This is a genomic window from Acinetobacter sp. YH18001 (assembly GCF_013416975.1).
Classification (GTDB): domain Bacteria; phylum Pseudomonadota; class Gammaproteobacteria; order Pseudomonadales; family Moraxellaceae; genus Acinetobacter; species Acinetobacter pseudolwoffii.
Map to the genome: position 1 here is coordinate 1 of NZ_VPEU01000030.1, position 13,525 is coordinate 13,525.

The window sequence follows — 13,525 nt, forward strand, 5'->3', positions numbered from 1 at the left end:
GACTGTTATGTTGACCATCGTTCAAGACGCGTTAACCTTCGATGATGTCCTATTACTCCCTGCCTATTCTACTGTTCTCCCAAAAGATGTCTCTCTAAAGACACGCCTGACCCGTGGCATTAACCTGAATATTCCTCTTGTGTCTGCAGCGATGGATACGGTGACTGAGTCCCGTATGGCAATTGCAATGGCGCAAAACGGTGGTATCGGTATTTTGCACAAGAACATGGATATCGCTGTTCAGGCTGCAGAAGTGCGCCGTGTGAAAAAATTCGAAGCGGGTATGGTCAAAGACCCGATTACAGTTACTCCTGAAACCACAGTACGTGAATTGATTGCTTTGACTCAAGCCAACAATATCAGTGGTGTACCAGTGGTGAAAGATGGCAAAGTGGTCGGTATTGTCACCGGTCGCGATACACGCTTTGAAACCAATCTTGAGCAGCCAGTCAGCAACATCATGACTGGTCAGGATCGTCTGGTAACAGTTCGCGAAGGCGAATCGAAAGAAAATATCCAAGCCTTATTACAGCAGCACCGTATTGAAAAAGTATTGGTGGTGAATGATCAGCAAGAGCTGAAAGGCTTGATTACGGTGACAGATTTCCGTAAAGCTGAACTTTATCCAAACAGCTGTAAAGATGATTTAGGTCGTCTACGTGTCGGTGCTGCAGTCGGTACCGGTGCAGAAACCCCAAGCCGTGTTGAAGCACTGGTTGAAGCTGGAGTCGATGCGATTGTTGTCGATACAGCACATGGTCATTCTGCGGGTGTGATCGAGCGCGTACGTTGGGTGAAAGCCAACTATCCACAAGTTCAGGTGATTGGCGGTAACATCGCAACTGGTGATGCTGCATTGGCCTTACTTGATGCAGGTGCGGATGCGGTTAAAGTCGGGATTGGTCCGGGTTCAATCTGTACCACACGTATTGTGGCCGGTATTGGTATGCCGCAAATTTCTGCAATCGATTCTGTGGCCAATGCGCTGAAAGATCAGATTCCTTTGATCGCGGATGGTGGTATCCGTTTCTCTGGCGATATGGCCAAAGCGATTGGTGCGGGTGCAAGTACCATTATGGTCGGTTCATTGATGGCCGGTACTGAAGAAGCACCGGGCGAGGTTGAATTCTTCCAGGGCCGTTACTACAAAGCCTACCGCGGTATGGGTTCGTTGGGTGCCATGGCGGGTGCAACCGGTTCGGCTGACCGTTACTTCCAGGACTCTAAAGCCGGTGCCGAGAAACTGGTTCCTGAAGGCATTGAAGGTCGCGTACCGTACAAAGGTCCAATGGGCAATATCGTGCATCAGATGATGGGCGGCCTACGTTCTTCGATGGGTTATACCGGTTCTGCGATGATTGAAGACCTGCGTCAAAATGCCAAGTTTGTGAAAATCACTTCTGCCGGTATGTCGGAATCACATGTGCATGATGTGACCATTACCAAAGAAGCACCCAACTATCGCGTGGGTTAATCTCCTGTGATTTAAAATTTTTAAAAGCCGTCATGCAAATGACGGCTTTTTTATTTTGGTGTAAAGTGTGGCACAGGGAAAAAATGGGTGAGATCAATCATCCGCTAAGAAGTGAGATAAAGATGAGTTATTTTGGTACTGACGGTATTCGTGGAAAGTTTGGCGAATTGCCGATTACCCCTGAGTTTGCCCTGAAATTGGGGTTTGCAGCCGGTAAGGTTTTAAAGCGTCATAGTAAAAAAGCCAAGCCCTTGGTGGTTTTGGGTAAAGATACCCGTTTGTCTGGCTATATTCTGGAAGCCGCCTTGCAGGCAGGTTTAAATGCGGCTGGCGTCTATGTTCATCTTTTAGGCCCATTACCAACACCGGCGATTGCCCATTTGACCCGCGCCTTGCATGCCAGCCTGGGAATTGTAATTTCTGCTTCGCATAATCCGTATTTCGATAACGGTATTAAGTTTTTCTCGGCGGAAGGCAAGAAATTACCGGATGCCTTGCAAGAAGAAATCAATCAGGAACTCGAACAAGATTTCATCATTGAAGATACCGCGAGCCTGGGTAAAAGTATCCGGGTCAAAGATGCCAATGGTCGCTATATTGAATTCTGTAAATCGACTTTCCCCTATCATCTGGACTTGAATGAACTCACCATTGTGGTGGATTGTGCCAATGGTGCCGCCTATAACGTCGGGCCTGCTGTGTTCCGTGAGCTGGGCGCACGTGTGATTGCCATTCATAATGAACCGACCGGGTTAAATATCAATAAAGACTGTGGTTCGACTCATCCTGAAAGCTTGCAACAAGCCGTGATCCAGCATCAGGCCGACTTAGGTGTTGCTTTTGATGGCGATGCCGACCGTGTAGTTCTGGTGGATAAGTCTGGAAAGCTGATTGATGGCGACCATATTCTGTATATTCTTGCCACGCAAAGCTCGAAAAAGCCGGCAGGTATCGTCGGTACCTTAATGAGCAATATGGCACTGGAACTGGCACTGGAAAAAGCTCAAGTGCCATTATTACGTGCCAAAGTCGGCGACCGTTATGTGTTGCAAGGTCTGGAAGAAAACGGCTGGACGATTGGTGGCGAGCCTTCTGGGCATATTCTGACCTTGGACAAGAGCACCACCGGCGATGCCATTATTGCCGCCTTGCAAGTGCTGACAGTCATGGTTGAACAGAAGAAAGCCCTGCATGAGCTGGTGGCTGATTTTCAACTGTTGCCAAATGTCCTGGTCAATGTGCGTTTAGATGCCATGTTTGATCCTTATTCAGTACCGGCCTTGGCCGCTGAATTTGAAAAAGCCGAACAGCAGCTTAAAGGGCGTGGCCGCTTGTTGATTCGTAAATCAGGCACTGAACCGGTCATTCGCGTGATGGTTGAAGGCGATGATCTGGCCGAAGTCACTACACTTGCACATAGCCTGGCAGATGCTGTACGTGCCAATGCTGCTTAAGGGGAATATAGAGAATGAGTGATCTGATCAAGGATCTGAGTGAGCTGCGCCTGAATTATGAAAAAGGCGAGCTACAAGAACAGCAAGTGCATCCGAATCCGCATCTGCAGTTCTTGCAATGGTTTAACCACGCGCTGGAAGCAAAATTACACGAACCCTATGCCATGTCGTTAGCTACAGCCAATGCTCAAGGCCGTCCGCATGTGCGTACGGTATTGCTGCGTGGAGCGACTGAAGCAGGCTATGATTTTTATACCAACTATGACAGCCAGAAAGGTCTGGATCTGGCTGAAAATCCGTATGCCGAACTGTTGTTCTACTGGCAGGATCAGGAACGTCAGATTCGTGTGTCTGGTCGAGTGATGAAAATATCGGAAGAAGAGTCAACTGATTATTATCATAAACGTCCACGCGATAGCCAGATTGCTGCGCATATCAGCACACCGCAAAGTGGGGTAATTGCTGGTCGTGAAGAATTACAGCAACGTTTCTGGGATTTACATAATCAGGTTGCGAATCAGCAACAGCTAGACAAGCCGGTCTTCTGGGGCGGTTATCGTCTTGAGCCGGATTATTATGAATTCTGGCAAGGCCGTCCGAACCGTTTACATGACCGTCTCAGTTATCGCAAAACCGGTACGGGCTGGACTTTAGAGCGCTTAATGCCATAACCATGCAAAAACTGGAAATCAAACAACGGCCCTTGCTGACATCTCCTGAAAATTTACAGGGTGTTCCGGCATTTGTGGCCGAGATTCTGGCCCGTCGTGGAGTGGAGTCCGAGCAGGAGCTGGAACTCAAGCTTAAGCATTTGCTGGCACCGACCATGAAAGGATTGTTTGAAGCCATTCAACTGATGGATCAGGCGATTGATCGTGGCCAGAAAATCGTGATTGTTGGCGATTATGATGCCGATGGTGCGACCAGTACCGCACTCATGGTGCTGGCTTTACGCGATATGGGGGCAAAGGTCGACTATCTGGTACCAGACCGTTTTAAATATGGGTATGGACTGACACCTGCAATTGCAGACCTGGCCTTTGTCAGTTTTACGCCGGATTTGCTGATTACCGTGGATAATGGTATTTCCAGTCATGAAGGGGTGAAACAGGCGCAGGATCATGGCATGCAGGTGATCATTACCGATCACCATCTGACCACCAAGCCGACACCGCAAGCGGAAGCTGTGGTTAATCCCAATCAACTGGGTTGTGAATTTCCAAGCAAGGCACTGGCCGGGGTAGGCGTGGCTTTTTATGTGTTGGCAAATCTGTCCACACATCGCAAGAAACTTGGAAAATCGACTACTGCAATTATTAACTATCTTGATCTGGTGGCACTCGGGACTTATGCTGATGTCGCGAGTCTGGACTATAACAACCGGATTCTGGTTGATGCCGGTTTAAAACGGATTCAGCAAGGGCAGTGCCGTGCGGGAATCAGTGCACTTCTGGATATTGCCAAACGTGATCCTGCCGGTTTGAAAGCTCAGGACCTCGGTTTTGTGCTAGGCCCACGGATTAATGCGGCTGGACGCATGGAAACCATGGATATCGGCATCGAATGTCTGCTGGCTGCTGATCTGGCAACGGCCTATCCTCTGGCTGAACAGTTGAATCAGCTGAATGTCGAACGCCGTCAGGTCGAAGGTAAAATCAAGCAGGAAGCCTTGCTTGAGCTAGATAAAATTCAATGGGATGAAGCTGAACTGCCTGCTGCGCTGATCATGTTTGAACAGCATTGGCATCAGGGGGTGATTGGCATTGTCGCAGGGCGTTTGAAAGAGCAGTTTCATCGTCCGAGTATCGTTTTTGCTGCGGATCAGGATAGGATTCATATCAAAGGCTCGGCGCGTTCCATCGAAGGTATTCATATCCGTGATGCGATTGAACAAGTAGCGGAGCAATATCCACATTTAGTTAGCCATTTTGGTGGACATGCAGCAGCAGCAGGTTTAACCCTGAAAAAAGAAAATTTTGCTGAGTTTAAGCAGGTTTTTGAGGCACTGATTGCTGCGATGGATGAGGATTTATTCACCGCGACTTTATGGACAGATGGAAAATTGCCAAGTTCTGCTTTTCACATTGAAACAGTCGATTTATTACAGAATTTAAGTCCATGGGGGCAAAAATTTCCCCAACCGATTTTTGATGGTGTGTTCAAAATTATGGACTATCGCTGGCTTAAAGATGTGCATCTTAAATTACGCGTAGCGTTGGAAAATGGTCAGGTCGTGGATGCGATCGCCTTCAATGCAGCGGATAAATATGACTTTGACCCGATGAAAGATACGCGTTTGGTCTATGAGCTGGATAAAAATGTCTTTAATGGCAATGTCAGCTTGCAAATGCGGATTATCCATTTGGAACAATAGGCCATAAAAAACCGCTCGAGTGAGCGGTTTTTTGACTTTTAATCGGAATGATTAGAAGCGGTATGCACCACGTACGCCGAAAACATTACCTGCATCAGCAAAATCAATAGAACCTTCTAGGCTAACTTGCTGATTAAAGAATTTCTTGGCACGAATAGTAAATACATCACTATTTTCTAGGTCAGAATCAGAGAACCCAAGACCGACACTAAAAGTTTTGTCGAGGTATAAATCTGCACCTAGGTTATACGCATCTAGATCACCGAAGCTGGCTCCACCTTCAAAGTTCATATCGTAAGCACCAACTTGGCTTACATATTTTGCACGTAAAGTTGGATCGACATCATCACCTGCATCATTGTCATAACCTAAAAGACCAACAGCAACTAATAAACCAGGTACAGGTAAATAGCCTAACTCTGCGCTATAAAATGTAGTGTCAGAATCGCCAATTGGTGTATCAATAGATGATTGCCCAATTGAGCCACTTACGTAAAAATCTGAATTTGGAACAAAATATTCAACACCTACATCGAATGTTGTGACATCAGATACATCGTAATCAATATAAGAAACCGCTGCATTAATATTACTGGCACGGTTTAAAAAAGCTGCTTCATTCAAAGGCGAGTTCTTTACTTGCACTGGATTGAAATAATAAGTTCCATCAATCGCAAAACCAGTAGAAGTATCCCCATTATCTGGATCTACAAGAGCAATCGTGCCCCCGATTTCAGCTTGGTAAGCATGTGCAGTTCCTAGGCTAGCAAGAAGTGCTGTAGCAAGAGCAAGTTTCTTAAACATTTAGATTTTCTCTCTTTGTTATAAAAATATGACTGTATTATTAACAGTTGTAACAAATTGTACAGTTTATATTCGCCCAGTCAATGTGCAAAAAATACCTAAATGCTGGTTAAAAGTGCAATAAAAAAACCCATCCGAGGATGGGTTTTTTTATAAATGGCTAATCTGTGGTTTTAGATTAGAAGCGGTATTTCGCTGCTACACCAAATTTGTTGTAATCATTGTTGCCTACTTCACCAAAACCAACTCGACCTTCCAGGCTCACTTGCTGGTTAATGAATTTACGAGCACTGATCCCGAACTCATTGGTATCTGTAGGGCCAAGATCTTTACTTGCGTAATCTACACCAACACTGAGTGTCTTATCGATAAAGTAGTCTGCTGCCAGATTGTATTCATCTAGATCACCAAAGCCTGCGCCAGCTTCCAGGTTGATATCTTTACCATTACTAAGTGTAGTCACATATTTAGCACGTAATGTTGGATCTACGCCGTCATCATAGTCATTATCATAACCTTTTAAACCGGCAGCAATTAATAGGCCCGGTGCTGGAAGGTAACCGATTTCAGCACCATAAACGGTTTGATCAGAGTTAGGGCCAACGTCGCGTTTAACATCATCACGACCAACATTACCACTTAGGTAGAAGTCTGAATTTGGTACAAAATATTCAGCGCCTACGCCGTAACGATGACGGTCATCATTACCGATTTCATCATATTGATATTGAGCGCTTACATTGCTGGCACGATCAAGGAACGCTGCCTCTGCTAATGGTGAATTACGTGTTTGAACTGGATTGAAGTAATATTTACCATCGACACCGAAAGAACCGCTAGTTCCGCCGAAATCCGGGTCAATTACTCCTGCTGATGCACCAATTTCTGCCTGGTAAGCATGTGCTGCTGTACCTGTCATTGCTATTGCTGAAAGTAGTGCCGAAGCAATCGCTAATTTTTTCATGGTTACTACCCCTCAAATCTTTAGTTAAAAACATTACACTTTTTGTTACAACTTTCAGTCTAGAGCAATTTCAAAGATCGTCAATCAAAGGAAAGTTACAGCAATGTGAATAGCGTAATCTTATGTAATCTTTTCTAAATAAGTAACTGAATAATAGAATTAAATTTATAATGTAGTGTTTTATTAAAACTGTGTAGATATTGTGGAATGTATTGAATTTGCTGATTTTTTATTCAATTTGGTAGGTGTTTTTAGACGATAAAATCAAATGAAAAAGTATATTTTGATAATGAATGCGAGATGCGAAATCCGATCAAGCTTCAGATCAAAACGACATTTAATAACCGATTCAATTGTCAAAAAATTCCTGACGAAAACATAACTCTAAATTGGGATGACATTCGAGCTTTGGACTGGATCCATCACACTGAAATAGCAGAAATAGACTGTGCTATAATATGGGGCTAAATAATTTGTGCCTAATTTTGATTGAGAGTAATTCACGTGGAAATTAATCCGTATCTAAACCAATTAAAAGACTTAAACGAACGTGGTCAAACACTACGGGGGTATCTTTGACTACGATCTGAAAAAAGAGCGTTTAGAAGAAGTCCTGCGTGAATTAGAAGATCCCACCATCTGGAATGACCAGAGTCGTGCCCAGGCCATGGCCAAAGAAAAAGGCGAACTTGAGAACGTATTAAATGTGCTGGATGGTTTGACCACACAGCTTGAAGATGCGCAGGCCTTGCTTGATCTGGCAGTGGAAGCGGATGATGAAGGCTTACTGGAAGATGTACAGGCTGAACTGACTACAGCTGAAGAAGAACTGGCTAAACTTGAATTCCGTCGTATGTTCAACAATCCGATGGATCCTAATCCTTGTTATTTAGAAATTCAGGCCGGTTCGGGTGGTACTGAAGCGCAGGACTGGGCATCCATGCTCATGCGGATGTACCTGCGCTGGATTGAACGCCATGGCTTTAAAGCAGAAATCATGGAAGAATCGGACGGCGATGTCGCAGGGCTTAAATCAGCGACGATTCGTGTAGACGGTGAATATGCCTATGGCTGGTTACGTACAGAATCTGGGGTGCACCGTTTAGTGCGTAAATCGCCATTTGACTCGGGCAACCGTCGTCATACCTCATTCTCGGCTGTGTTTGTTTCGCCTGAAGTCGATGACAATATTGAGATCGAAATTAATCCGGCAGATGTGCGTACCGATACCTATCGTGCATCGGGTGCCGGTGGTCAGCATATTAACAAAACGGATTCTGCGGTTCGTTTAACGCATGCACCGACCGGGATTGTAGTGGCCTGTCAGAACCAGCGTTCACAGCATGCCAACCGCGACCATGCCTGGAAGCAGTTACGCGCCAAACTTTATGAACGTGAAATGCAAATTCGTAATGATGCTGCAAAAGCGCTGGAAGATACCAAGTCTGATATCGGCTGGGGAAGCCAGATTCGTTCATACGTTCTGGATGATTCACGTATTAAAGACTTACGTACCAGTGTCGAAAGTTCCAATACCGGCGCGGTTCTGGATGGCGATCTGGATAAATTTATCGAAGCAAGCTTGAAACAGGGCTTGTAAGAAATCGTTTAAGCTTGTAAGAAATCGTTTAAATAGCTGGCGTAACCAAGTTAGTACAGACTGTGACTCTTATATCTAAATTTATCGATATATAAATCGATAAAATGCGATATAATCGGTTTAGATGCTGAAACAAGTTTTGTTACGCCACAGATTGTGATGTACCTATGGATCTTGATCTAATTTTTAAAGCCTTAGCCAATCCGATACGCCGGCAGATTCTGGAATGGTTGAAATCGCCAGAACAATATCTGTCTGTGGAAGAGTGTGGCGGCTTTCAACGTGGGGTCTGTGCAGGGCAGATTGAAAAGTTAGGACAAGTCTCTCAGTCCACCATGTCCAATCATTTGTCTGTCTTGCAGCAGGCCGGTTTAATCACCGCGACCAAGCATGGACAATGGTCTTATTTCTCGCGTAATGAAGCTTTGATTCAGCAATATATCGACTATATGCAACAACACCTTTAATCCAACAGGTGGGAGTACCGATGGCTGAATTAAATTCTCCTTTAACGCTTGGCGCGTTAGAACTTAAAAACCGTGTCATCATGGCGCCGCTTACGCGTAGTCGTGCAACTGACGACCGCGTACCAACGCCAATGATGGCCGAATATTATGCACAACGTGCAAGTGCCGGTTTAATCATTTCTGAAGCCACGGTGATTTCTGAAGAAGCCAATGGTTACCGTAATACTCCTGGTCTCTTTACTGATGCGCAGGTAGCAGGCTGGCAGCAGGTGACTCAAGCGGTACATGACCAAGGTGGCCTGATTGTGGCGCAGCTGTGGCATGTGGGTCGTGTGTCTGATCCAGAACTGTTAAATGGTGAAACGCCAGTATCGGCGAGCAGTGTACAACAGGCCGGTCATGTCAGTTTATTACGTCCAAAACGTCCTTATGTGTTGCCGCGCGCGCTGGAAATTTCTGAAATTCATGCGATTACCGAACAATATAAACAGGCGGCAATTTGCGCCAAAGCTGCCGGTTTTGATGGAGTTGAACTGCATGCCGCCAATGGTTATCTGATTGACCAGTTCCTGCAAACCAAGACCAACCAGCGTGAAGATGAATACGGTGGTTCAGTCGAAAACCGTGCCCGTTTCCTGCTGGAAGTCATGGATGCACTGATTGATGTCTGGGGTGCAGGCCGTGTCGGAATTCATTTGGCACCGCGTGGCGATGAACACGATATGGGCGACAATGATCCACGTGAAACCTTTGGTTATGTGATGGAACAGTTGGGCAAGCGCCAGATCGCGTTCTTCTTTACCCGTGAATATCTGGCGGAAGACAGTATCTCGGAGTATATGAAACAGCGTTCAAACGGCGTGCCGTATATGGCCAATATGCGTTTAAGTCGTGACGATGCGATTGAATTGCTGGCTTCAGGCAAAGCAGATGCGGTAGCTTTTGGTAAGGCTTATATTGCCAATCCGGATTTATACGAGCGTCTGCTCGAAGATGCACCGCTGAATGAACTGAAGCTGGAAAATATGATCGGAACCAATGTCGCAGAAGGCTATATTGATTATCCGACATTGGCTGAAGCAGACGCTTTAACTACTGTAGAATAATCTAAAAATGAGCCACATCGATTAACATGTCGATGTGGCTCTGTTATATTTTGTCGATTGAATCTGTTTCGAGGCGCATTTGGCTACTCCATTTTGGTATAACGCAGCGTTAGCTCTGATTAAACCCTTATATCAATCGCGTATTCGTAAACGTGCGACCGATCCTGAACAATTACAACAAGAACTGACAGAACGTTTCGGCCCATTTCAGCCGCCCAAAAATCTGCATGCCATCTGGTTTCATGTGGTCTCGGTCGGTGAGACCAATGCTGCCCAGCCTCTCATCGAACATTATTTAAAATCGGGTCATCCGGTACTGGTCACCAATACCACCAAAACCGGTCAGGCACGGGCCAAATCACTTTTTTTAAAAGCACCTTATCTGGATTTATTTCAAGCGGTCTATTTACCTGCTGATCAGAAAGTACTGATCCGTGATTTTTATCAGCAGTATCAGCCAAAACTGTTATTGCTGATGGAAACCGAGCTTTGGCCGAATCTGCTGGATCAGGCATCAGAGTTTGATGTAGCCACGATTTTGTTAAATGCGCGTCTTTCGGAAAAGTCGGCCAAGGGCTATGCCAGGGTTAAAGGTCTGACCCGGAGCATGCTACAGCAGTTAAGTCAGCTTTTGGCACAGGATACTGCCACCCAGCAGCGTTATATCGAGTTGGGAATCACCGCCGAAAAAACCCAGGTTTTGGGCAATATCAAATTTGATATTACTGCACCACAAAGTTTTGTAGAACATGCTGCAAACTTGAAGCAAGCATGGCAACTGGCAGGTCGCAAAATTATGATACTGGCCAGTACCCATGCGCCTGAAGAAAAAGACATTCTAAGCGCTTTAAAATCGGCTTTAGATAGCAACCCAAAACTTTTATGTATCGTCGTACCCCGTCATCCGGAACGTTTTGATGAGGTGTTTCAGGCTGCACAGAGTTTAAATTTAATAACTCAGCGCCGTAGTTTGGCCCAGAACATTGAAGCAGATACCCAGGTTTATCTGGCGGACTCGATGGGGGAAATGTGGCTCTGGTATGCTTTGAGTCAGGCCTGTTATGTCGGTGGCTCGCTGAATGAGCCGGGTGGCGGGCATAATATTCTGGAGCCGATTGCTTTGAATGTACCGACTGTTTTAGGCAAAAACTATTTTAATTTTCAGACCATCGTCGATGAATTCGTTCAAGCAGATGCAGTAGAAGTTGTGCAGGATGCGCAGCAGGCGGCAGAGGTATTGCTGGAACTTTTGCAAGATCAAATCAAGGCACAACGTTTAAATACAGCAGCGCAGAGAATTATGCAGTTAAATACGGGATCGCTTGCCAAGCATATTCAGGTGATTGATCGGTATCTTTAATTTATATTGATAAGTAACAGATATTGGATTTACCAAGACGGCAGGGATGCCGTCGTTAGGCTGTGTGGATTGAAGTTTTTTCAATATTTCTAAGCTGGCTTATCTAGCCTACTTTTCAAAGATGAAAAGTAGCAAAAATCTTTTGTATCCCTGAAGGAATGTGCTTCTCCCTCAGAGATACGCGCGACATCCATGTCGCCACCCTCTAGCGGATAGAGGTCATTCAACAGTTCTTCGGTATAAAATCTTCTATGAATATTGTCCTGCTTGACCATCGACAAACACAATCGGATCTCTGGACGATTTCAGCGAAACGTCAACTGGAACATTTACAGCAGCATGTGCAGATTCAGGTTGGAGATACCTTAAAAGTGGGAGTGCTGGAAGGTCAGCGCTATCTCACCGAGATTGTCGAGATTTCTGAAAAGGCAGTGCGACTAAAACCGCTTCAAGAGGATACTGTTCCAAAAAAATTACCCGTAACTTTAATTGTGGCCTTGCCACGGCCGAAAGTGCTGCGCCGTCTGATCATGGACAGTGTCACTTTGGGCGTGGAAAAAATCATTTTACTGCATAGCTACCGCGTCGATAAAAGCTACTGGCAAACCCCATTTTTACAGCAGTTAAATCATTATATCGAGCTGGGACTGGAACAGGCCGGGGATACAATAGCTCCGAAAATCGAGCTGTATAAACGTTTTAAGCCTTTTGTTGAAGATATTTTGCCGGGTTTGATTACGGCTGACCGACCCGCTTATGTGGCACATCCTTATGCCGAACAATCTATGCCTTTTGCGATTCCGCATCCTTGTACGATGATCATCGGCCCGGAAGGTGGATTCATTCCTTATGAAGTAGATTTACTGGTTAAAAACGGCTGCCAGGCTGTGAGTCTGGGCAACCGTATTCTCCGCACTGAAACCGTGATTCCCTATGTTCTAGGTCGACTGTTTAGCACGAGCTGAGGCATCTTCATTGCCTTCGCCGCGATAGACTTTGACTTCCTGTACCGGATAAGGAATTGAAATATGATGTTCGGCAAATGCCTGAATCACGCGTTCCTGCACCGCACTGATTGAGGTTCCTGTGCCTGTCTCAGTGGTATCGACCCACCAGAGCGCTTTTAAGGTAATGGAAAAATCAGCCAGCGCCGTGACATTGACACTAAAGCCCGGCTGACTGAGGATGGTCGGGTCTTTATCTAAAATGGCGGTAATCAGGTCTTTGGCTTTCTGGATATCATCTTCATAGCCAATGCCCACTACAAACTCACAGCGACGGCGGGTATAGGCCGTGTTTACCGTCACGGCACTGGTATAGACCGTGGCATTGGGAATCACGATACGGCGGCCATCCGGTGAACGCAAAAAGGTCGCACGAATCTGGATATCTTCGACTGTACCTTCCATGCCATTGACGATAATATCATCGCCAATCTTGAATGGTTCACCGAGTAAAATCAGCACACCAGAAAGCAGGTTCTGGAAAATATCCTTGAAGGCAAAACCAATGGCGACTGAACCAATCCCGAGGGCACTCATGAGCTGACCCGGGGTAAAGCCAGGCACGGCAATGACCAGTCCAATCAAAACACCAAAGAAAATAATAAAGGTACTGCCGACACGGTTCAGGACCAATACCAGATTCTGGCGGGTATAAGAGCGGTTCTCTAAAGTTTTGCGCACAAAAAACTTAAACAGTTTTGACAATAGCCAGAAGATGACAATGACCACCAGCGCAATACAGAAATAAGGCACACGCTCCCAGAAACCTTCCATGATCTTGTCAATGGTGCTATAGGCATCGTTGTACTTGGCAGTATGTTCAATCACGGTCTGGGTGGTTTTTTCAGTTGCCTGATGCAACAACTCCGTGGTGCCCTCAGTGACCTGGCTTAAGGTATTATTTTGCTCTGCCACAAA

12 protein-coding genes are annotated in these 13,525 nt (G+C 45.7%); 9 read left to right on the forward strand and 3 right to left on the reverse strand.

Features of this window, described 5'->3' with window-relative positions:
- The first annotated feature begins 7 nt into the window (after positions 1 to 7).
- The 4 genes from guaB to recJ all read left to right on the forward strand — a co-directional run bounded on the left by guaB (position 8) and on the right by recJ (position 5,302).
- A complete protein-coding gene (gene guaB / locus FTV48_RS10140) occupies positions 8 to 1,474 on the forward strand; it encodes an IMP dehydrogenase (protein WP_180000222.1) in 1,467 nt (488 codons plus the stop codon).
- A 122-nt stretch (positions 1,475 to 1,596) separates the two neighbouring features.
- Entirely contained in the window at positions 1,597 to 2,928 is a 1,332-nt protein-coding gene (gene glmM, locus FTV48_RS10145) for a phosphoglucosamine mutase (RefSeq protein WP_180000205.1), read from the forward strand.
- 14 nt (positions 2,929 to 2,942) lie between these two features.
- Positions 2,943 to 3,599 (forward strand): pyridoxamine 5'-phosphate oxidase, encoded by a 657-nt coding sequence (gene pdxH, locus FTV48_RS10150; protein ID WP_180000207.1) that lies wholly within the window; start codon positions 2,943 to 2,945, stop codon positions 3,597 to 3,599.
- A gap of 2 nt (positions 3,600 to 3,601) precedes the next feature.
- Positions 3,602 to 5,302, forward strand: a complete 1,701-nt coding sequence (gene recJ, locus FTV48_RS10155; RefSeq protein WP_180000209.1) for a single-stranded-DNA-specific exonuclease RecJ — start codon at positions 3,602 to 3,604, stop codon at positions 5,300 to 5,302.
- Between the two features lie 51 nt (positions 5,303 to 5,353).
- On the opposite strand, the gene FTV48_RS10160 is transcribed toward recJ, so the two are convergent.
- Both FTV48_RS10160 and FTV48_RS10165 read right to left on the reverse strand, forming a co-directional pair.
- The gene (locus FTV48_RS10160; RefSeq protein ID WP_005173215.1) at positions 5,354 to 6,106 is read right to left on the reverse strand and encodes a putative porin; all 753 of its coding nucleotides are present in this window, start codon (positions 6,104 to 6,106) and stop codon (positions 5,354 to 5,356) included.
- Between the two features lie 178 nt (positions 6,107 to 6,284).
- Positions 6,285 to 7,070: a putative porin gene (locus FTV48_RS10165; protein ID WP_005173213.1), complete on the reverse strand. Its 786-nt coding sequence runs from the start codon at positions 7,068 to 7,070 to the stop codon at positions 6,285 to 6,287.
- Positions 7,071 to 7,574: 504 nt separating this feature from the next.
- Between FTV48_RS10165 and prfB the strand changes: the two genes are divergently transcribed.
- From prfB to FTV48_RS10190, 5 genes are all read left to right on the forward strand, one after another.
- A protein-coding gene (gene prfB / locus FTV48_RS10170; RefSeq protein ID WP_100329506.1) for a peptide chain release factor 2 occupies positions 7,575 to 8,670 on the forward strand; the annotation gives its coding sequence in 2 pieces (ribosomal slippage) (positions 7,575 to 7,646 and positions 7,648 to 8,670; 1,095 coding nt in all).
- A gap of 167 nt (positions 8,671 to 8,837) precedes the next feature.
- Positions 8,838 to 9,137, forward strand: a complete 300-nt coding sequence (locus FTV48_RS10175; RefSeq protein ID WP_005173210.1) for a helix-turn-helix transcriptional regulator — start codon at positions 8,838 to 8,840, stop codon at positions 9,135 to 9,137.
- A 20-nt stretch (positions 9,138 to 9,157) separates the two neighbouring features.
- A complete protein-coding gene (locus FTV48_RS10180) occupies positions 9,158 to 10,243 on the forward strand; it encodes an alkene reductase (RefSeq protein ID WP_005173209.1) in 1,086 nt (361 codons plus the stop codon).
- Between the two features lie 79 nt (positions 10,244 to 10,322).
- Positions 10,323 to 11,603: a 3-deoxy-D-manno-octulosonic acid transferase gene (locus tag FTV48_RS10185; protein ID WP_180000211.1), complete on the forward strand. Its 1,281-nt coding sequence runs from the start codon at positions 10,323 to 10,325 to the stop codon at positions 11,601 to 11,603.
- A 251-nt stretch (positions 11,604 to 11,854) separates the two neighbouring features.
- Complete coding sequence (locus FTV48_RS10190; RefSeq protein WP_180000213.1) at positions 11,855 to 12,568, forward strand: 16S rRNA (uracil(1498)-N(3))-methyltransferase; 714 nt, start codon at positions 11,855 to 11,857, stop codon at positions 12,566 to 12,568.
- Here the strand turns inward: FTV48_RS10190 and FTV48_RS10195 are convergent.
- Complete coding sequence (locus FTV48_RS10195) at positions 12,542 to 13,522, reverse strand: mechanosensitive ion channel family protein (RefSeq protein ID WP_180000215.1); 981 nt, start codon at positions 13,520 to 13,522, stop codon at positions 12,542 to 12,544. The two genes, FTV48_RS10190 and FTV48_RS10195, sit on opposite strands and share 27 nt — an antisense overlap.
- Positions 13,523 to 13,525: the final 3 nt, after the last annotated feature.